The organism is Megasphaera intestinihominis (assembly GCF_040096415.1).
GTDB lineage: Bacteria > Bacillota > Negativicutes > Veillonellales > Megasphaeraceae > Megasphaera > Megasphaera intestinihominis.
The window spans coordinates 1-20,715 of record NZ_JBBMEU010000011.1; the positions used below are offsets into that span (position 1 = coordinate 1).

Sequence of the window (20,715 nt, forward strand, 5' to 3'; positions counted from 1 at the left end):
TGAAGCAATTGTCTTTCTGAGGGCATCGAACCCTCAGAAAAACCTGCAATTCATCTCACCGCCTAAAGAGGCGGGAGACTTCTTGCAGAATCAGGTTAAACCATACGATATCGTTCGCATGGGCCTGACTGCAAACATTTGCAAATGTCGTAGGCGTTCTTGTTCCTGGCTTTTCTAAATAAAAAGTTTTTTGAATATTCTCACCGTTATTGTGAATTTCTAAAATAACCACGGCCTTACAAGCTCCCCAATGTTTCTTAATGCCTGACGGGTGCTTCTGCTGTCCTTTCTTATTCTTCTTATGACTGCTATGGCTTCCTACGGACATATTCGCCATTTCCTTTTGAATCATCATTTGTTTCTGTATTTTATAGTCCTTTTCAGAAATAGGTTTCCCATATTCGTAATATCCGCATTGGCCAGGCCTGCATCTGACAGAAAAATCCGGAGCTACTATATTACAGCAACATTTTTTATCCATATCATAAAATTTACATGTTTCTTTTCTACGTCCTGGAGTATACATATTAGGCTCATATTCAACATGCCAATTTCCTTCCAGCCTTCCCTTAGGATGCCGATTACTCATAAAATATCACTCCTCTTCTTTATACAATTTCATCAGATGAAATTTTTGATCCGCATATTTTTTGGGGTAAAGAAGTAAAAAATTTTTTTATTGCCTGTTGTGATACATGTATTTTTTGTAATCGAATGGATCTTGAAGATGCATACTCTCTTAGTGTTTCAAAATCCGCTTCCGTCAGGCCTGGAAGCAGAGGTGCATTTTCCAGTGACAGATAGTAGTATAAATCACTCTCTACATAGATATAATACTGCTTTAAGACGTTTGTGATATGTTCAGGCAATCTTGTAAAATCGATATAGCCACAAAAGTCTGCAAGTAGGTCGACATACTGCTCACTTGGGGTAAGTGATTTTAGTTTTACCGGTTTAACGGTCACATCTGGCTCGTGGGAAATAAGATTGAAAAACGGATACGTACAATCCGGCTGCTTCTGGGCCAATTTCGTTAGTTTGCGGAGCGCTTTTTCACAAGCCGGACAAGTACCGGAACAGGGCGTTTTCTGAGGGCAATCCGGTTCGCTCCAGGGAATGTGGTTAGCGGCGGCAAATCGAGCCCGTAATGCTCGTAATGTACGGCAGATATCCTTACCATCGGAACGTACTGGCTGTTTCTGGATACTCTTTTTTGTGTAAATTGTTTCTTCGAAACTCGTTGGGTCAAATACATCTATAATGCCCATTGTTGCATATGTTTCAGTACTTGCTTCGTGGTATTTCTTTTTATAGACAGAGGCCATGTGGGGATCTACCGGTACAGCAATCCCTTCGCTATAGCATCGGCTTAGGGCAGCAAATGCCAGACATTGTCCGGCATCAGCAGCCTTCATATACCAACGGAAAGCGGCTTGCTCATCTTGTTCAACGGACAGCCCCCGTTCGAGACAAACTCCCCAAACGAAGGAATAGTAAACATCATCACTTAATGCCTTCTGCTTTATAAACTGAATGACAGGAAGAGTGGCATCCATGCCGGCAGTGTAGCGTTTCAGAAATTCCCGTGCAAACGGCTGTACCTCTTGCCGATACGACCGTTTAAAAGCTTTCTTAAACCAGTATATGCTGCCAGGGCAGTTCCGGATTCCCTTCTCAATCCAGCCCGCCTGGGCCAGATATAATCCGAGGATAAGTGGATCTGCATCATCATAATCGTAATAAGATGAATTCCATGACTCAAGTTTCCAATAGTAGTGATAGTGTTTTATTTGATTCACCAGATAATGACAATGCTGATTTCCTGCTTGAGCGGCTCTCTTAAAATAGAAACAGGCTCTTTTTAAATCCGGAATACACCCTAAGCCTAAAAAATAGGCATACCCTTTTTGAATCCAGTTTTGTATAGCACTATTTTGAATATTGGAAAAGTTTTTTAACTCATATGGATGGGCATCTTTCATTCTGTCGTCCCCTCCCTCTTTTCTGGTGGCTTCCGATAGGAAAAAACTTCAATATGCTTTACATAGGGTTGGAGCCTGCGGACGCTTTTCTGGATATCGCGATTTGTATTATATCCCGGGATACGGGGAACCCGGACCCATATAGAATCCTGCCCATAGGGAGCATGTTGTACAAGATACATCAGATTGTTCCACATAAGGTCCATCTGCCCATGAGTATACCGGTAATAAACATCAGGATTCAAATCTTTGATGTCGATGATCCACAATGAAATATAAGGCAGCAATTCCTGTACGTTCTTTATGGATGCCTGCAATGATGTCTCGATACGGAGAGGGATATCTGGCAGTGTTTTTTGACTATACAAAGCACATTCTTTGACAAAATACTCTTGGCCCAGCGGCTCACCACCGCCGAAGACGATGCCCCCACCTGTCATACGCATATACAGCTCATCCCGTCTGACAAAATCAATCAGTTCACGAGCACTATAATCAGGCCACTGACTACGATCAGTATGGCAAATAGGATTCGGACAATACTGACAATTTAAGGGACAGCCGGAAAAACCAATGAGGGTGGATATACCAGGGCCATCTGTTGCCATCCTGAACCGTGAAATGGAGAAAATACCTGACATCTGTCTACCTCCTGTCATTCATTGTCAATCTGCTAGGCGGACCTTCTTCCCTGGGAACGAAGGAGACGCTATATTTTTATGTTAATCCGGGTTACTCTAACTATGAGTATTATAGCATGAACGATTTTGTATAGCAAAAATGGAGTATCTAGGACGGTGCCAACATATTATGGGAATTTCTTGAATAAGAAAAAGGTCTTTGAAACTTGACAATAATCCATAGTCCATGCTATAATGTTTTCCGTACCAGACACATGGGGGTATAGCTCAGCTGGGAGAGCGCTTGCATGGCATGCAAGAGGTCAGGAGTTCGATCCTCCTTATCTCCACCATAAAAAATACGATAACCACGCGGTTCATGAGCCGCGTGGTTATTTTTTATTACGTCAACTACTCCCGACTAAAGTCGGGAGCTTGTAAGTCGGAACTGCATAGGTACTAACGACATCTAAAAGATGTCTTCCTAAATCCGCCTACATCATCGGGTGGCTGACAACACCCGCTTTGCTAAGGAGTTTACTCCGAAGCAGTTGTTATTCTTTCGTAACGAGGATGGTTATCTCCGGAAATCCACATAGTTCCGAGGAGCTGAATATTCATAGCTCCGATACGGTCATCGTTAGATCTGTAACCACACTGGCAACGATATAAGTGTTTGTGATGGTCACGGTTTTCCTTGTGGATAGTACCGCATTTGGGACAACGTTGAGAGGTATACTTAGCAGATACCTTCAGAACTTCAGAACGATTTTCATGAGCCTTATAAGTCAAGAATTGTTCCAACTGATAGAATGCCCAGCTGCGCAGGTCGTAATTTTGTTTAGCCGTTTTTGAAAGATGGGACTCTTCGAAGCTAACACCGGTCAAATCTTCAAGCACAAACAGCGTATCTTTGCCGTATTTTTCAACGAGTGTCTTAGAAATCCGATGGTTTACATCAGACATCCAACGGTTCTCTCGTCCAGAAATGGCTTTGAGTCTACGCTTTGCTGATTTTGTACCCTTAGACTGGAGCTGGCGGCGGACTTCCTGAAATTTATGGCGTTTAGTAGCCATCTTCTTACCAGAGACGAATTCAGTTTTGCCCTGTTCGTCGTAACTAACAGTAAGAAAACGTAATCCGCGGTCAATACCGACAACATGACGGACGTTTTCTTTCTGAAAATCTTCGACAGCTTGGGTTACGGGAATGTGGAGATACCATAAACCTTTGAGTTCGACCAGTTTTGCTGTTCCAAGGTCATAAGCGCCATCAAGGTATTCAGCGAAATGTTCGCCCTCAAAAGTGCATTTGGTTCTTTTTCCGAGTGTATTGATAGATAGGATTTGACCATCATCAACGAAACTGTAATCTCGGTTACGGACCAAATCAGCTTGCGGACGAGTAAAGAATATCGGCTTCCAAAGCCATTCCCATGTCTTGGCGATGCGTTGCCAGTTGCCATTCTCATCCTTATATCTGTAGGGATTTTGGAAGAGCTGTTGTTTTACCGTTTTATATTTGGCAATCGTCGTCTTGATAGAAGACTGGGCCAGCTGCGATTTCAGACCAAACTGGCTGCGCAGGTCACTGTACAGTTCTCTGTTGAGACTTTGGTAGGCCATGTTAAATCGGTTGTCGAAAATGTACTGCGACACGAAGTTACAAGCCTGACGGTATTGTTCCGTCATCTGACGGAACAGCGTCTCTTGTTCGGGAGTAACGTGTATACGAAGTTTTATTGTTTTAGTTAGGTTAGACATTTTTTCACCTGCCTTTCTAAAATCTATACTACTTCATTAAAATTATTATATCATAATTTTTTTGCTGAAAGTCTATTATTTATTATTGAAAGAAGGGGAGGTGCGGCTCCTCTCATGACTAAAGTCACGAGTCTCCGCCGCACCATGAAGATGAAAAACTGAAGAAGGTTAGCACTAGGGTTAGCAATAAAAAAAACGACAGTAACCAGCAACAGGAACTGTCGTTTTTTTTATTCGTGCTTTAAGGAAAAGGGACCACGCATAGTAGCAAAAGTGCTATGCGATGGTCCCTTTGCATCTGACTATTTTACCGGAGTGGGATTCTGGTAAACGAATCAGGCAACCTTATCAGTTTGGGTACGGTAATAGGTATTTTCGGCAAAGTCTTTGACCGATTCTACGTTAAATAATTCATTGTCTCCCAAAGGCGTCTTGGCCATGGATTCAGCTACGTAGTCGACATGGGTCCCTGCGACCCAGACACCGGCTGGCAGGAGTTCGACGGCGCTGCGCAGGTTCTTCGAGATGTCGTCGGAGAAGAGGTCGCGGTGCATGATGGCAAAGAGGGCGACTTTTCCGGCTTTGAGCCGCGGCAGGACGGCTTGGGAGATACTATCTAATTTCAGGTTCAGGAACCAGACGCCGGCGAAGACGATGTCGTAATCGTCAAAGTTTTCTGGGGCCTGTTCCATGGGCAGGAAATCTGTATTGGCAGGCAAGACCGAACGGATAGCTTCGGCTAATTTTTTAACTCTCCCTGTCTGGGAGGAATACAGTACTAAGGCTTTCATAGTTTCCACGCTCCTTTCCTATGGATGGACATCACTTTCTATGTCTGTACTATACCATGGAAAAAGACGGGAGGCTGTTGTATTTACAACACCTCATAGAATATGTTTTCCATATGGGAAGATAACGATATATATATTTTCCTAATCGTACAATTCATGATATACTGACCTTTGTTTCTACGAAAGGAGTCTTATTATGGAATGGATTACGACGACGGATATTCACATTCTCTTTGGGCTGCACTACCTGGCCGGGCCGCACATGGATATGTTCATGACTTGGTTCACGACGATGATCAATACAATCTGGCTCTGGGCCATCCTGGCGGCCGCCGGCCTTTGGAAACGGCGGAGCCGCTGGGTCACGCTTACCATCATCGTCGCCGTCATCCTGGCCATCCTCGTCGGCGATGTGGCCATCAAGCACTTCGTCATGCGTATCCGGCCGTATCTGGTCATCCCCGGTGCGCCGACGCTGGATACGCTGAAGTACCCGATCAGCTACTCTTTTCCGTCAGGCCATTCGTTCTTCTTCTTTGCCGGGGCCACGGTCTTATTCCGGTCCTGCCGGCGCCTGGGCATAGCGGCCTACGGCCTGGCCTGTGTCGTCGCCTTTTCCCGTATGTACCTGTTCATGCATTTCCCCAGCGACGTCCTGACCGGTGCCGTCCTGGGGATTATCATCGGAAATATTGCCTGGCAGATATGCGGGTATGCCAAAAAGAGGCTGTCGCATTAAGACAGCCTCTTTTTGAGCTTTAAGTTTTCAGTTTGTAGTTTTTAGTGAAGGCTTTTAAATTTAAAACCATCTTCTACAAACTACAAACCCGGTACTACAAACTATAAGACAAAAGGGACCACGCATGATGGCAGAGAAACCTTCGTGCGTGGTCTTTTTTCAATTAAGCTTTTGCTTTTTTCGGCACTAAATCACCGATCCGGTCCAGGATATAATGGGGCTGGTAAGAGAACTGCTGGATATTTTCCCGATTAGAGACACCGCTCATGACCAAGACTGTTTCCATACCTGATTCTACCCCACCGATGATGTCCGTATCCATCCGGTCGCCAATCATGACGGCTTCTTCGGAATGGACGCCCAGCTTTTTCAAGCCAGTGCGCATCATTAATGGATTCGGCTTGCCGATGAAGTAAGCTTTCTTCCCCGTAGCCAGTTCAATCGGTGCAATCAAGGCCCGGCAGGCCGGGATAACGCCCCGGTCACTAGGACTGGTCATATCGCCATTGGTGCCAATAAGCTTGGCCCCTTTGTTGATCAGCTCGGTTGCCTTGATGATCATTTCATAATTATAGCCTGTCGTTTCGCCGACGACTACGTATTCCGGATTGACATCATTGAAAGGAATACCAACTTCATACAGAGCATTGATCAGGCCATGGGCTCCGATGATGTAAGCCGAACAGCCTGGAGCCTGGGTTTTCAGGAAATGAGCCGTCGCCAGGGCGCTCGTATAAAAATGACTTTCCTCGACATCCAGTCCCATAGACTGAAGCTTTTTGCGAAGTTCCAGCGGGGTCCGTTCACTAGAATTGGTAAGGAACAGAAACTGCTTCTTTTCTTTCTGGAGCCAGTTCACAAAATCCTTTACCCCCGGAATCAAGGTGCTGCCTTGGTAGATAACACCGTCCATATCACTGATAAAACCTTTTTTAGAACGTATAATGTTCAAATCCCTCATGAATTGGTTCCCCCTTCATTGATGAGTGTTATTTATTCGCCACGAAGCCGGCAATGACCATGCGCTGAACTTCGTTGGTGCCTTCGTAAATCTGCATGATCTTGGCATCGCGGACGAGTTTTTCTACCGGATATTCCCGGCTGTAACCGAAGCCGCCAAGGATCTGAACAGCTTCCAATGCGACCTGGACGGCCATGTCACCGGCAAAGCATTTGGCAATGGCAGCTTCGCGGGTATAGTTCCGTTTCGGTACGGCATAGTAGGTGTTGAGGAAGTTGATGATTGCCGCACGGGCGACTTCGGTCTTCATGTCCATGTCAGCCAGTTTAAAGGCGATGACTTCGTGCTTGATAATCGGTTTGCCGAAGGTGACGCGTTGTTTGGCGTATTTGACCGATTCGTCAATAGCCCGCTGGGCAATGCCGACGGCCAGGGATGCGACCATAGGCCGGGCCAGGTCCAGGGTCTGCATGGCATAGATGAAGCCCTTCCCTTCCTGACCGATGAGGTGGTCAGCCGGGATATGGACGTCCTGGAAAATGACTTCCGTCGTGTTGGACAGGCGGATGCCCATCTTATCTTCTTCCTTGCCGACAGAAACGCCTGGGCGGTCCCGTTCGACGATGAAAGCCGAAATGCCTTTGACGCCCTTTGTCTTGTCGGTAATGGCAAAGACCGTGTAGACCGAAGCGACGCCGCCATTGGTGATGAAGCATTTCGTGCCGTTCAATACGTATTCATCGCCCTGTTTGACAGCGACTGTCGTCCCGGCTGCCGCATCGGAGCCGGCATTGGCTTCGGTCAGGCAGAAAGCGCAGAAACCGCTGCCCTTTTCACCGGTCAGGTATTCGGCATAGAGCTTCTTCTGGGCATCCGTGCCGTGCTGGAGTACCGGTTTCAGGCCCAGGCCGGAAGCGGCAATAGCCGTAGCGACACCGGCGTCGACTTTTGCCAGTTCTTCATAGACAGCGGCAACGGTATAATAATCCTGGCCCAGGCCGCCGTATTCTTCCGGGATTTCCAGGCCGCAGAAGCCCATGTCGACGGCTTCCTGATAGATGTCCAGTAACTTCTGGCCCGGTTCCTTAGCCTGATCCAATTCATGAACAAAAGGAGCGACTTTCTTTTCAGCAAAATCTTTAGCCAAATTGACCAGGTCCTGCTGGTCTTTCTTTAAAATGTAACCCATGATGAAAACCTCCTCTGACAGAAAATAAGCGGATGACAAACGGATATATACTATACTATTTATCATCATTCTATCAGAAATGGCCGAAAAAGCAACCGTGAGAAGTGGTTAGTGGTTAGTGGCTAGTGGTTAGCATTTCGTAGTGGCCGTCCCAAAGGGCGGCCCGCTTCAGGATATGTGTGATTTTTCCCAACTAGTCTGTCAGAAGAATCATCCAAATTCCGGAACGGGCTCCCCACGTGCGAGCCCCTACAATGACAAAAAAGGGGCTGTCGCACGAAGATTATGTCATCATGCGCAGTCCCTTTTACTCTACAGTTTGTAGCACAGAGTTTGTCGTTTGCAGAAAAAGCCCTTAAATTTAAAGCCATCCGCTAACAACTAACTGCTAGCTACTAACAACAAAAAGGGTTTGTCGCATAACGACAAACCCTTCTTTTGTCTTGGTCGGAACGGCGAGATTTGAACTCGCGACCTCTTCCACCCCAAGGAAGCGCGCTACCAAGCTGCGCCACGTCCCGTCGACTTTTCTATTTTAACTGATTCGGCAGGACTTGTCAATAGTCTATTTGTTATCTCTTTTACGGAAAAACGGCAGGGCTACTTCTGGGAACAGGGTATAGCTCAAAACGTCTTCCGGGCTGGCATCGGGGAATCCTTCGTCAGCCAGGGCTTTCTTCGATTTTTCCAGTTCCGGTTCCAAGTCGTCGGCTGGGCGGTGGGTGATGACCGGTTCGTCGCCGATGCACATCTTGCGGAACTTTTCGTCGATCTTGCCGGGGACGCGGCCGTATTTCCCGCGGACGATGTCGCGGACTTCGTTGGTGACGATCTTATAGCGGCCATAGAGGACGTTGAGGGCTGCTGCCGAGCCGGTGATCTGGCTGGTCGGCGTAACCAGCGGCGGATAGCCGAGGTCGCGGCGGACGTTGGGCATTTCGGCCAGGACTTCGTCGAAGCGGTCTTCGGCGCCCTGGGCTTTTAGCTGGTTATAGAGGTTGGTCAGCATGCCGCCAGGAATCTGATATTTGCGGACAGCCGGATTGATCTGGCTGGGCATGGTCAATTTGAATTCGTCTTCCAGTTCTTTGCGGACATGCTTGAAGTGGTCGACGATGGGCCACAGGCGGTCGACGTCGATGTCCGTATCATAGATGCTGTGCTGCAGAGCCATGACCATCGATTCCGTCGCCGGCTGGCTGGTGATTTCGCCGAATGGCGACAAGGCCGTGTCGATGATGTCGACACCGGCTTCGACGGCCTTCATATAGGTCATTTCACCGAGGCCGCACGTACAGTGCGTGTGCAGTTCAATAGGCACGGACAAGTGCTTCTTGAGCATGCGGATCAGGTTGTATGCGTCATACGGCGACAGCAGGCCGGACATATCCTTGATGCAGATGGAGTCGACGCCCATGTCCTGCAGTTCCTTGGCGACCTTGGTGAACGATTCCATCGTATGGATAGGGCTGATGGTATAGACCAGGGCGCCCTGGACGTGGACGGACTTTGTGTCTTTCGCCGCCTTGATGGACGATTCCAGGTTGCGCGGGTCGTTGAGGGCGTCGAAGACGCGGATGATGTCGATACCGTTATCGACGGCGCGGTTGACGAATTCGTAGACGACGTCGTCGGCATAATGGCGGTAGCCTAAGATATTCTGGCCGCGGAACAACATCTGCAAGGGCGTCTTCTTGACGTGCTTCTTGATGGTCCGCAGGCGTTCCCACGGGTCTTCGTCGAGGAAGCGCATACACGTATCAAAGGTAGCGCCACCCCAACATTCCAGGGCATTATAGCCGACTTCATCCATCGCTTCCAGGACCGGCAGCATCTGGCGCAGGCGCATACGCGTGGCCGCAATGGACTGGTGGCCGTCGCGAAGGACCGTTTCTGTGATTTTTACTCTTGCCATTCTATTTCCTCCAATGTTGTATTTATCTTCAAAGGTTGGATGCGAAAATCATACGTACTATTTTATTATATCATAGTAGGCCCGGTTTTGCTATTCACATCGAGGTCATACACAGTCCGGCCCTGGCAGACACGGATATGACCAAGGGGTACCTCATCCTGATGCCAGGTCAGGTGCTGAGGCAGGCTCCAGCAGGCCGTCTTGACGGTAACGTTGCGATAGCCCCGGACGCGGGACGTATCGCGCCGGTTATAGCCGATGGTGATTGCCGGTTCATCGGGCAGGCTGCGGAGGAAGGACAGGAGCTGCCGACCATAGCGGCGAGTATCGACTAATTCGCCCATAGCCGGCGTGTAGGCCCCGGCCAGGACCTGCGTGTCGTCATCCAGGTTTTCCGTGGCTTGCAGGCCCGTCCGGATGCAATTTATGCCCTGTTCCAGGAAGTGCTGCTTCATGTAGGCCGCCCGGACGACGCCTTCATGGATGGTCAAGGGCTGGTAGCGGCCGGCCCGCCAGCTGGCAGCCAGGTCCGTCCCGGCGAGGACGGCAACGGGATAGATACGGGCCAGGTCCGGCTGGAGCCGGCAGATAGCCGCTGTCGTCCGGACCAGGCTCGGCCAGTCTTCGCCGGGCAGGCCGGGCATGAGCTGATGGCCGACGGTGAAGCCGTACTGCCGTAAGAGGGCTGTCGCCGCCACGACATCCCCTGCCGTATGGCCCCGCCGGGCCTGCTCGAGAACGGTATCGTCCATGGACTGGACGCCCAGTTCGACGCAGGTCATGCCGTACTGCTGCAGGCGCTGCAATATCTCCGGCGTAATGCAGTCCGGCCGGGTCGAACAGCGGATGGCGTCAATCGTACCGGCCTCCAAGGCTTCGTAAGCCGGCTGCAGAAGGCCTTCCTGTACCTCCCCGGGCATGGCCGTGAAACTGCCGCCGTAGAAAGCTGCTTCCCAGTAGCGCGGCGTCCGGGCCGACGCCGTATAGGACGCAATGAGACGACGCACCTCATCGGGCGACGGCAGGCCCTGATGTCCCGTAATCTGCCACTGATTACAGAAGACACAGCGGTGGGGACAGCCGATATGGGGAATGAAAATAGGGATGATAGACGTTTGCATGATGCCTCCCGTGGAATGAAAAAAGGCTTGTCGTATGACGACAAGCCTTTCAAGGTGTTAGCGGCTAGGGGTTAGGGGTTAGCCAAACCAGACACTAACTACTAACGGCTAACGGCTAACTGCTCAAAAACCTTCGCCTTTCAAATCCATGAGCGCTGTATGGGCTGCATGTTGTTCGGCGTCTTTTTTTGTTTTTCCCGATCCTTCGCCCAGGACTTTGCCGTTGACTTTGACTTCCATGTAGAAGGTCTTGTCGTGGTCCGGTCCTTCGCTGCGGCACAGTTCGTATTCGATGTGCTGCGGGCCCTTTTGCTGGACGTATTCCTGGAAGAGGGTCTTATAGTCTTTTTCATAATGGCCGCTCTTGACCAGGTCCAGGTAGCCCTTGAGCTGGTGAAGAATGAATTTACGGGCTTCTTCATAGGAACTGTCAATATAAATCGCACCGACGACGGCTTCAAAGGCGTCGGCCATGATGCTCGGCCGCGTGCGTCCTCCCGTAGCCAGTTCCCCCTTGCCCAGGAGGATATAGTCCCCCATGTGGAACTTGGCACAGACCGAAGCCAGCGGCGTTTCGCTGACGACACTGGCCCGGGCCTTGGACAGTTCCCCTTCGGGCATGTTGGGATAATGAAGGAATAGATATTCACCTACGACCAGGTCCAGGATGGCATCGCCCAAAAATTCCAGGCGTTCGTTGTAATAGCCGTGGCTGGCCTTGTTTTCATTGGCATAGGATGAATGGGTCAGGGCCTGATCCAAAATGAGGAGATTGTGGAATTCCTTGAGGCCCAAGACCTGTATGAATTGTTCTAACTGTTGTTTTCGTTCGGTATCCATCAGGTCAGTCTTCTTTATTATTCAGCGTACTTCTTGAAGAGCAGGGTTGCATTATGGCCGCCGAAACCGAAGGAGTTGGAAATGGCGACGTTGACGTCAGCTTCTACGGCTTTATTGGGTACATAATTGAGGCCCAGTTCTTTCAATTCATCTTCCGGTTCGACGAGGTTGATCGTCGGATGGACCTTGCCCGTTTCGATGGTCATGGCGCAGGCAATGGCTTCGACAGCGCCAGCAGCGCCGAGGAGATGGCCGGTCATGGATTTCGTCGAGCTGATGAGCATGTCTTTGGCATGGTCGCCGAAGACGCGGGCAATGGCCTTCGATTCGTTGAGGTCGTTGAGGTGCGTCGACGTACCGTGAGCATTGACGTAATCGACGTCTTCCGGCTGGAGGCCGGCATCTTTGACGGCCAGAGCCATGCATTTGGACTGCTGGATGCCTTCCGGAGCCGGAGCCGTGATGTGATAAGCGTCGGCATTGCTGCCATAACCGCCGATTTCACAGTAAATGTGAGCGCCGCGTTTCTTAGCGTGTTCCAGTTCTTCCAGGAAGACGACGCCGGCGCCTTCGCCCATGACGAAACCATCGCGGTCTTTATCGAAGGGGCGCGATGCATGAGCCGGGTCATCGTTGCGCGTGCTCAAAGCTTTCATAGCGGCAAAGCCAGCTACGGCACCGGGAGATACAGCGGCTTCGGTACCACCGGCAACAGCGGCGTCGAGTTCGCCGCGCTGGATCATGCGGTAAGCAGCGCCGATGGAGTTCGTGCCTGTGGCACAAGCCGTGACGACGCTGGCACAATGGCCCTGGAGGCCGAAGAAGATGGATACCTGGCCCGATGCCATGTTGGCAATCATCTTCGGTACGACGAAGGGGTTGACGCGAGACGGACCTTTCGCGAACAAGCCTTTGTACAAGTTGTGGAGCGTTTCCATACCGCCAATGCCCGTACCGATGATGGTGCCGATGCGGTCGCGGTCTTCTTCATCCAGATTGATTTTGGAATCGTCAAGAGCCAGTTTGGCAGCAGCTACGGAGAACTGCGTGGACGGGTCCATATGGCGGGCTTCTTTACGGTCGATGCCGTAGTCAGCGGGGTTAAAATCTTTGACTTCGCCGGCAATGCGGGCAGCATATTCGGTTGCGTCAAAGTGGGTAATGGGGCCGATGCCGTTTTCGCCGTTGAGCAGGGCATTCCAGAAAGCATCTTTACCGATGCCAACAGGAGAAATGACACCTAACCCTGTAATTACTACGCGTTTTTCCAAAGTTTTCACCTCATTATAAAAAGTAACGTACTATCAGTCGGGAATGGCTTCCATTTCCCGTTTGATGTTGGCAAATATATCCTTGACCGGCAGAATGTCGTGGATTTCCATCATGCGCCTGCCGGAAAATACCAGACCTGTTTCGACATCACCCTGCTGAGCCCGCGTCAATGCCCGGATGATGCAGTATTTATGACTGCACTTCTTGAGACACTGGTCACATGTTTCCGGCTTCGGTGCCGTCCCCAGGAGGATCCGTTCGGAGAAAGGCGTGCGGATAGCCTGGCCGGGAAGGCCGACAGGACTGTGTATGAGGATGAAGTCTTCCGGTTTATTGGCCCGGAGATAGACTTTCTTCAATTCTTCAGAACCATTCGATTCAACGCTGGCAGCAAAGCGGCTGCCCATCTGGACGCCATTGGCGCCGAGGCGGAGCATTTCCGCAATGTCTTCACCATGCAGTACCCCGCCGGCACCGATAACAGGGATGTCAACGGCAGCGCGGACTTCCGGCACGATGAGGCGGCTCGAACGGTTGGTCCCCAAATGCCCGCCTGCTTCAGCTCCTTCGACGACGACGGCCGAAGCACCCAGGGATTGGGATATTTTAGCTAGTTTGGCAGAAGACACAATAGGGACAATAGGCGTGCCCGATGCTTTGCCCCAGGCGAACATGTCCCGGGAAAAGCCTGCGCCTGCCACAACCAGATCGATTCCTTCTTCAATAGCAGTGGTCACGATGCCCTTGAATTCACGGGCTGCAACCATTACGTTTATACCTATGATTCCATGAGGAGACAATTTTCTGGCTAACTTAATTTCATGTCGCAATTCGTCAAAAGGCATGCCAGATGCCGCAATAAGGCCGATACCGCCTTCATTGGCCACGGCTGCAGCCAGCCGGGCTGTGGACAAACGGATGGCCATGCCGCCCTGAATGATTGGCACCTTTGCTACGAGCTTACCTATTCTTAATTCTGGCAGCTTCACTCTGTTTTCCTCCATTCAAGATACCGGGAGGGGAAGACATGCAACATGCCTCCCCCTTCGGGCTCTTATTGCGTACTTACGCTTTCTTTTCCTTTTCAATGTAATCAACTGTATCTTTGACAGTTTTGATTTTTTCAGCCACATCATCAGGGATTTCGATATTGAATTCTTCTTCGAAAGCCATGATAAGTTCAACAATGTCCAAGGAATCAGCGCCTAAATCATCGATGTAAGCAGCGTCCATTTTGACTTCTTTTTCGTCAACGCCTAACTGTTCAACAACAATGCTCTTAACTTTTTCAAAAGTATCCTGTTCGCTCATGTCCATTCACCCCCTTTCAGTGGAGTATGCTTTTTGTATTACATTACCATGCCGCCGTCTACGTTGAGGGTCTGGCCGGTAATATAGCTGGCATCGTCCGATGCCAGGAACAAGACGGCCTTGGCCACTTCTTCCGGCTGGGCGACGCGGCCCATGGGAATGGTCTTGACCATGGCATCGACGGCGTCTTCACCGAGGACAGCCGTCATATCCGTGGCGATGCATCCCGGTGCTACGGCATTGCAGCGGATATTGCGCGAAGCCAGTTCTTTGGCTACGGACTTGGTGAAGCCAATGAGGCCGGCTTTGGCAGCGGCGTAATTGGCCTGGCCGGCATTGCCCGTTTCGCCAACGACAGACGTAATGTTGATGATCGAACCACTGCGCTGTTTCATCATCAGCCGCGATACGGCCTTGGTGCAGTGGAACGCCCCATTGAGGTTGGTATTGAGGACGGCCTGCCAGTCTTCTTCTTTCATGATCATGAGCAGTCCGTCGCGGGTGATGCCCGCATTATTGACTAAGATATCGACGCGGCCCAGTTCTTTCTTGACGGCCTTCACCATGTCGGCTACGGCTTTTTCATCAGAGACATCGCACTGGATGACCATAGCCTGAGCGCCTTTTTCTTCGATGGCCTGCTTCGTTTCTTCAGCAGCTTTCGTATTGCCAGCATAAATGATGGCGACGCTGGCACCGGCTTCAGCCAGGGCGATGGCTACGGCGCGGCCGATGCCGCGGGAGCCGCCGGTGACGATAGCAGTTTTCCCTGTTAAGTGCATTTTATCGAACCTCCTGGAAAAATTCAAGCGTTTTCTGTAAGGAAGGAATATCTTCTACATTTTCGCTGTGGATTTTGCGGTCGATTTTACGGTTAAAACCGCAAAGGGTCTTGCCCGGGCCGACTTCGACGAAGGTTTCGGCACCGAAAGCCTGCATGGTCTTGGTGCAGTCGATCCAGAGGACCGGGCTGGCAGCCTGTTTGACCAGGTTGGCTTTGATATCAGCAGCACTCGTTTCGATCTGGCCGTTGACGTTGGCTACGACGGGGATCTTGGCATCGGAAATGGTGATGTCGTCGAGGACTTCGGCCAACCGTTTGGCAGCCGGTTCCATGAGCGTGCTGTGGAAAGGAGCACTGACGTGAAGGAGGATAGCCCGTTTGGCACCGGCTTCCTTCATGGCAGCGGCAGCTTCTTCGACGGCTTTGGTACTGCCGGCGATGACGATCTGGCCGGGGCAGTTGAAGTTGACGGCCTGGACCGTGCCGCCCTGGGCCGAAATCTGAGCACAGATGTCTTTGATCTTATCTTCAGCCAGGCCGAGGATAGCGGCCATGCCGCCTTCACCGAGGGGTACAGCTTCCTGCATGAACTGGCCGCGGAGGCGGACCGTGCGGACGGCGTCAGCAAAGGTCAGGGCGCCGGCAGCGACGAGGGCCGAATATTCGCCGAGACTGTGGCCGGCAGCGATGTCCGGTGTCAGTCCTTCCTGGGCGAGGACGCGGCAGCAGGCCGTGCTGGCCGTCAGGATAGCCGGCTGTGTATTATAGGTCTTCATGAGTTCTTCATCGGGACCTTCAAAGCAGAGCTTGGTCAGGGAGAAACCCAAAGCGTCGTCGGCTTCTTCAAAAAGCTGTTTGACAACGGGATATGCGTCGTATAAATCCTTGACCATCCCAACTTTCTGGGCACCCTGGCCGGGAAAAACAAATGCCTTTTTCATCATCAGTCACACCTCTCGTAAAAAAATCAATACCATTTCATAACTAAGCTGGCCCAGGTCAGGCCGGCGCCGAAGCCATCCAGGCAGACGATATCACCGCGGTGGATCATCCCTGCTTTGATGGCTTCATCTAAAGCCAGGGGAATGGAAGCCCCCGACGTGTTGGCGTATTTCTCGATGTTGACGAATACTTTTTCCATCGGAACGTGGAGCCGTTTGGCGGCGGACTGGATGATGCGGATATTAGCCTGATGCGGTACGAGGACATCGATGTCTTCCTTCGTCAGGCCCGACCGCTTGAGGGCTAATTCTGCGGCATGGGGCATGGCTTTGACGGCGAATTTATAGACTTCCTTGCCGTCCATCTTGGCATAGGCCATGCCGTTTTCGCGCAGGGCATCGGTCGGCGGCATTTCGACACCGCTGGCCGGAATCGTCAGGAAATCACCGCCCGTTCCGTCAGCTCCCATAGCCCCGCCGAGGATGCCGTAGCCTTCCGGTACGGGGCCGATGACAGCGGCACCGGCGCCATCGCCGAAGAGTACACACGACGAGCGGTCCTTCCAGTTGACGACGCGGGTCAGGATTTCCGCACCAATGACCAGAACATATTTATACATCTTATTTTCGATGAATTGGGAAGCAATGATCGAACCGTAGGCAAAGCCCGAGCAGGCCGCTTCCAAATCAAAGGCAGCGGCATTGACCGCATGGAGGTTGGCCTGTACTTTGCAGGCCGTCGACGGCAAGGCCCGGTCCGGCGTCAAGGTGCAGACGATGATCAAATTCAGGTCTTCCGCTTTGATGCCGGCGTTCTTCAAGGCTTCTTCGGCGGCTTTGGTAGCCAGGTCCGACGTCGTGACGCCTTCTGGCGCAACGTGGCGGGCGCCGATGCCTGTACGGCTGCGGATCCATTCATCGGATGTATCCATCATTTTTTCTAAATCTTTATTCGTCCATACCTGATCAGGTACACAGTGACCTGTACCAAGAATCCCAGCGGGATTAGCTTTCACTATCATACTGTTCTACCTCTTCTTCCTCTATACTTTTACGAATATGGCCGACGACGTCCTGTTCGGCGATTTCACCGGCAACGCGGACGGCGTTCTTGATGGCCTTGGCTTTCGAACTGCCATGACAGATAATAAAGCTGCCATCGACACCGAGCAGCGGCGCACCGCCGTATTCGGTGAAATCCAGTCGTTTCTTCAGCGATTTCAAGGCCGGGTAGACCGCTAAGGCCCCCAGTTTAGTGATGAAGCCGCTCTGTTTGATCGTATCTCTGACGAGGCGGATGATGAACATGGCCATGCCTTCGCCAAATTTCAAGATGACATTGCCGACGAAGCCGTCACAGACGACGACATCGACCGTGCCTTTCGGTATATCTCTCCCTTCTACGTTACCATAGAAAGAGATAGTTTTCAAATTTTCCAGCATCGGATACGTCTTCTGGCAGAGCTCATTGCCCTTCGACGCTTCCTCGCCGATGTTCAGCAGGCCGACCGTCGGTTTTTCGACGCCCAGGATGTATTTTGCATAGTGGTATCCCATGATGGCCCCTTCGACGAGGTGTTTCGGCTTGCTGTTGGCATTAGCCCCGGAATCGAGGAGCACCGTGATCCCCTTCTTCGACGGGATAGGCGTCGCAATGCAGGGCCGTTCGATGCCTTTGATGCGTCCCAGCCCAAAGAGAGCCGCCGTCACAGCGGCGCCAGTGCTGCCAGCGGCGACGACAGCATCACAGAGGCCGTCTTTGACCAGCCGCGTCGCTACGACGATGGATGCGTCTTTCTTGCGGCGGATGGCCTGAGCCGGATGTTCGCCCATTTCGATGACTTCGCTGGCGTGTACGATGGACAGGCGGTCGCTTTCTTTGGCGCCATATTTGCTCAGTACGCCGCGTATTTTCTTTTCGTCACCTACCAGGACGACATCAAAATCATATGCTTTGACGGCCTCTACGGCACCGAGGACGATTTCTTCGGGTGCGTAATCACCGCCCATAGCATCTACAGCTATTTTCATTCTATTACCGCTCCATTATTCCAAAGATTCTATGATAAATTTTGCCCGGAATACTTCTTTCCGCATCTTCCGGATCGTGACCCATACGTAGTATTTCTGGTCGCGCTGGCGCATGACTTCGGCCTTGGCGATCAGTTTATCGCCTACAGTGACGGGCTGTTTATATTTAATATTGGCTACGGCTGTAATGCAGACAGGAAGATTCAATACCGTCCGCGCCAGGGAACTGGCCTGGGCATATAGGCACTGGGAACGCACGATGTGTGCTTCGTCGACCATATCGTCTGTTGCCGTCATGATTGAAATGGCATTCTTGCCGATGATGCAGTCCACGAGCTCCCCGACGACAGGGGCGTTACGCAGTTTCGGCTGCGCCGCTTCTGCCTTCTGGCGGATGCGGATACGCATTTCGGGGATTCCCAAGGCCATGCGGTCCAAGCGGATAGTAGCCACGCTGACGGAAAATTCTTCAGCCAATTCTTCGTCGTTTATAAAAGGATTTTCTTCAATCCGCTTCTTTAATAAAGCATGTCGCTTATCTCTCGCTATACGAACCATTTCATTCACCCTTGAAATTATTACCAAGTACTAACAGCACATACAACTAGAGATTATATAATGTTTTGGCAAATTTGGCAAGGAAAACAAAAAAGTATGCTTTCATTCCATTCATCTCATTGAATTGCCGAAAGCATACTTAATCACTCCTTAGTATTTATCGAAATCCATTTCGTTCAATACATCACGCAGTTTTTCCAGTTCTTCCTTGGTCATGGTAATACCTTTGGTCATGGCCTGATAATCCGGATCCCACGAGCGGAGGTCGAATTTCGGTGCCCGATTATTCCAGCTGATGTACGTCAGTTCTTTGCGCCAGCCGTCTTTATTTTCCGACAAAGTGCCGCAAATGTCTTCGATATTGAAATTTAACTGTGCCATTGTATACCTCCCAATAGGTGTTCTATCACCTGTGTTGTCATTTTTTCAGGTTAACGCTATAACCCAATTATTTTATATAATAGCAAATATGAGCTGTATGTCAATACAGCAGATTCGCCAATTATGTCAAGCTTTTTTTGACTTTTTATCCATGCATTTTATGCCGCTTGAAGAGGCCGCCATGTGCTTCACTGATATCGAAGACCGATACGAAAGCGTTGGGGTCGACGCCGGTGATGGCATCGCGTATCTTGGTGATCTCCAGGCGCGACACGACGCAGTAGAGGATCATCGTCTTTTCCCGCTTGTAAGCGCCTTCGCCGTTGATGAGGGTCACGGCGCGGCCCATATCCCTGGTCAGGCAGTCGGCCACTTCGTCGTGCTTGCCCGTAACGATGAGCATCCCCTTCATTTCATCGAGGCCGTTGGTGACGACGTCGATCATCTTATAGGCGATGAAGTATGCCACCAGGGAATACATGGCGCTGTCCCAGGAAAAGACAAAGCCCGAACTGCCCAGGATGAAGAGGTTGAAGAACATGATCGTCTCGCCGACGGAAAAAGGCGTGCGCCTGTCGGCGATGATGGCCAGGACTTCCGTCCCGTCCAGGGAACCGCCCCAGCGGATGATGAGGCCCACGCCGAGGCCGATGATGATGCCGCCGTAAATGGTCGACAAGAAAGGATCCGACGTGACCCGTTCGTAATGGATGAACGTGCTCCACCCGGACAGGCAGAGGATGGAAAAGAGCGAAGATATGGTGAAAAAGGCACCTATCTTCTTATAGCCAAAGATAAAGAAAGGAATGTTCAGGATGATGATGAACACACTGAAACTGATGCCTGTCACCTGCGCTGCCATGAGGGCAATGCCGACGACGCCGCCGTCGATAACGTGGTTCGGGACCAGGAAGACGTCCAGGCCGATGGTGTAGATGAGAGCGCCAAGGGCCAGGCCCAGGGCACGCAAGATGTATTTCATATTTTTTCTCCTCGTTGTTTCGCTAAATAACGGTGGCCGATGATCCAGGCGACGAAGTCATCGACCGGTTCTGGCGGATATTGGAAGGACAGTGGCACGAAACGGCGCCAGCCCTTGCGCGGGGTATATTTAAAATAGAGCTTGCGCCCTTCGACAGTGGTGAATTTTTCATCTGTCAGGGAAAAAGTGATATCCCCGTGGTTCCTGGCGATCCACTGCTCGACCAGGGGCTGCAGCTTTTTATGATTGGTCCCATCGCCCATGACGATATGGGAAAAAGGATAGTTTTCATAAATGTGACTCAAATAGTCGCCCAGTTCCGGCGTCGGCACGATGGCCTTCGTGACCAGACTGCCGTCATCGGCGACGACAGCAGTCCCCGTCTTTTCCGAACCAGGGTCAATGGCAAAGATCAATGTATCTCCTCCTAGGAATGAGGCTGCCACATTCAGACAGCCTCATTTTGAGTTTTAAGTTTGCAGTTTGTAGTTTGCAGTAATTATAAAACTATTTGCTACAAACTCTATACTACA

Annotated in this window: 22 protein-coding genes and 2 tRNA genes; 2 read left to right on the top strand and 22 right to left on the bottom strand. The window is 50.9% G+C overall.

The features are described 5' to 3' along the window. Positions 1-55 precede the first annotated feature (55 nt). From WMO23_RS02920 to WMO23_RS02930, 3 genes are read right to left on the bottom strand one after another with little or no spacing between them, the layout of a single operon-like run. Positions 56-589 (bottom strand): hypothetical protein, encoded by a 534-nt coding sequence (locus WMO23_RS02920; RefSeq protein WP_349173240.1) that lies wholly within the window; start codon positions 587-589, stop codon positions 56-58. A gap of 19 nt (positions 590-608) precedes the next feature. Beyond that, a complete protein-coding gene (locus WMO23_RS02925; RefSeq protein ID WP_302511775.1) occupies positions 609-1,982 on the bottom strand; it encodes a tetratricopeptide repeat protein in 1,374 nt (457 codons plus the stop codon). Then, positions 1,979-2,623: a radical SAM protein gene (locus WMO23_RS02930; protein ID WP_192813550.1), complete on the bottom strand. Its 645-nt coding sequence runs from the start codon at positions 2,621-2,623 to the stop codon at positions 1,979-1,981. The genes WMO23_RS02925 and WMO23_RS02930 overlap by 4 nt, the downstream gene beginning before the upstream one ends. A 256-nt stretch (positions 2,624-2,879) precedes the next feature. Between WMO23_RS02930 and WMO23_RS02935 the strand changes: the two genes are divergently transcribed. Then, positions 2,880-2,955: transfer RNA gene (locus WMO23_RS02935), tRNA-Ala, on the top strand. A gap of 184 nt (positions 2,956-3,139) precedes the next feature. On the opposite strand, the gene WMO23_RS02940 is transcribed toward WMO23_RS02935, so the two are convergent. Next, positions 3,140-4,366, bottom strand: a complete 1,227-nt coding sequence (locus WMO23_RS02940; RefSeq protein ID WP_349173242.1) for an RNA-guided endonuclease TnpB family protein — start codon at positions 4,364-4,366, stop codon at positions 3,140-3,142. A 335-nt stretch (positions 4,367-4,701) separates the two neighbouring features. Beyond that, positions 4,702-5,157, bottom strand: a complete 456-nt coding sequence (locus WMO23_RS02945; RefSeq protein WP_014015030.1) for a flavodoxin family protein — start codon at positions 5,155-5,157, stop codon at positions 4,702-4,704. 196 nt (positions 5,158-5,353) lie between these two features. On the opposite strand from WMO23_RS02945, the gene WMO23_RS02950 reads away from it, so the two are divergent. Further along, complete coding sequence (locus tag WMO23_RS02950; protein WP_292299274.1) at positions 5,354-5,896, top strand: phosphatase PAP2 family protein; 543 nt, start codon at positions 5,354-5,356, stop codon at positions 5,894-5,896. 163 nt (positions 5,897-6,059) lie between these two features. On the opposite strand, the gene WMO23_RS02955 is transcribed toward WMO23_RS02950, so the two are convergent. From WMO23_RS02955 to WMO23_RS03035, 17 genes are all read right to left on the bottom strand, one after another. Further along, complete coding sequence (locus WMO23_RS02955) at positions 6,060-6,857, bottom strand: HAD-IIA family hydrolase (RefSeq protein ID WP_020310745.1); 798 nt, start codon at positions 6,855-6,857, stop codon at positions 6,060-6,062. A 28-nt stretch (positions 6,858-6,885) separates the two neighbouring features. After that, positions 6,886-8,046 carry an acyl-CoA dehydrogenase family protein gene (locus WMO23_RS02960; protein ID WP_020310746.1) on the bottom strand — a complete coding sequence of 387 codons (1,161 nt, stop codon included), beginning with the start codon at positions 8,044-8,046 and terminating at the stop codon, positions 6,886-6,888. A 444-nt stretch (positions 8,047-8,490) separates the two neighbouring features. Continuing rightward, a tRNA-Pro gene (locus WMO23_RS02965) sits at positions 8,491-8,567 on the bottom strand. Between the two features lie 44 nt (positions 8,568-8,611). Further along, positions 8,612-9,961: a pyruvate carboxylase subunit B gene (locus WMO23_RS02970; RefSeq protein ID WP_296820966.1), complete on the bottom strand. Its 1,350-nt coding sequence runs from the start codon at positions 9,959-9,961 to the stop codon at positions 8,612-8,614. Positions 9,962-10,026: 65 nt separating this feature from the next. Continuing rightward, a complete protein-coding gene (locus WMO23_RS02975; RefSeq protein ID WP_292281281.1) occupies positions 10,027-11,082 on the bottom strand; it encodes an elongator complex protein 3 in 1,056 nt (351 codons plus the stop codon). Positions 11,083-11,205: 123 nt separating this feature from the next. Next, complete coding sequence (gene rnc, locus WMO23_RS02980; protein ID WP_020310749.1) at positions 11,206-11,922, bottom strand: ribonuclease III; 717 nt, start codon at positions 11,920-11,922, stop codon at positions 11,206-11,208. A gap of 17 nt (positions 11,923-11,939) precedes the next feature. Further along, a complete protein-coding gene (fabF, locus tag WMO23_RS02985; protein ID WP_020310750.1) occupies positions 11,940-13,193 on the bottom strand; it encodes a beta-ketoacyl-ACP synthase II in 1,254 nt (417 codons plus the stop codon). 33 nt (positions 13,194-13,226) lie between these two features. Then, the gene (locus tag WMO23_RS02990) at positions 13,227-14,183 is read right to left on the bottom strand and encodes an NAD(P)H-dependent flavin oxidoreductase (protein ID WP_296820969.1); all 957 of its coding nucleotides are present in this window, start codon (positions 14,181-14,183) and stop codon (positions 13,227-13,229) included. Between the two features lie 76 nt (positions 14,184-14,259). Next, a complete protein-coding gene (locus WMO23_RS02995) occupies positions 14,260-14,505 on the bottom strand; it encodes an acyl carrier protein (protein ID WP_014015039.1) in 246 nt (81 codons plus the stop codon). A gap of 38 nt (positions 14,506-14,543) precedes the next feature. After that, entirely contained in the window at positions 14,544-15,287 is a 744-nt protein-coding gene (gene fabG, locus WMO23_RS03000; protein WP_020310752.1) for a 3-oxoacyl-[acyl-carrier-protein] reductase, read from the bottom strand. A 1-nt stretch (position 15,288) separates the two neighbouring features. After that, entirely contained in the window at positions 15,289-16,230 is a 942-nt protein-coding gene (fabD, locus tag WMO23_RS03005; RefSeq protein WP_292260698.1) for an ACP S-malonyltransferase, read from the bottom strand. 26 nt (positions 16,231-16,256) lie between these two features. Further along, positions 16,257-17,252, bottom strand: coding sequence for a beta-ketoacyl-ACP synthase III (locus WMO23_RS03010; RefSeq protein WP_036200863.1), 996 nt, complete (start codon positions 17,250-17,252; stop codon positions 16,257-16,259). Further along, positions 17,236-18,261, bottom strand: a complete 1,026-nt coding sequence (gene plsX / locus WMO23_RS03015; RefSeq protein ID WP_020310755.1) for a phosphate acyltransferase PlsX — start codon at positions 18,259-18,261, stop codon at positions 17,236-17,238. Before plsX ends, WMO23_RS03010 begins: the two co-directional genes overlap by 17 nt. Positions 18,262-18,276: 15 nt before the next feature. After that, positions 18,277-18,819 (bottom strand): transcription factor FapR, encoded by a 543-nt coding sequence (fapR, locus tag WMO23_RS03020; RefSeq protein ID WP_036200866.1) that lies wholly within the window; start codon positions 18,817-18,819, stop codon positions 18,277-18,279. A 150-nt stretch (positions 18,820-18,969) separates the two neighbouring features. Then, on the bottom strand, positions 18,970-19,200 hold the full coding sequence (locus tag WMO23_RS03025; protein WP_014015045.1) for a YdbC family protein: 231 nt from the start codon (positions 19,198-19,200) through the stop codon (positions 18,970-18,972). Between the two features lie 145 nt (positions 19,201-19,345). Continuing rightward, positions 19,346-20,182: a YitT family protein gene (locus tag WMO23_RS03030; protein WP_020310757.1), complete on the bottom strand. Its 837-nt coding sequence runs from the start codon at positions 20,180-20,182 to the stop codon at positions 19,346-19,348. After that, complete coding sequence (locus WMO23_RS03035) at positions 20,179-20,598, bottom strand: RuvC family protein (RefSeq protein WP_349173245.1); 420 nt, start codon at positions 20,596-20,598, stop codon at positions 20,179-20,181. Before WMO23_RS03035 ends, WMO23_RS03030 begins: the two co-directional genes overlap by 4 nt. Positions 20,599-20,715 lie beyond the last annotated feature (117 nt).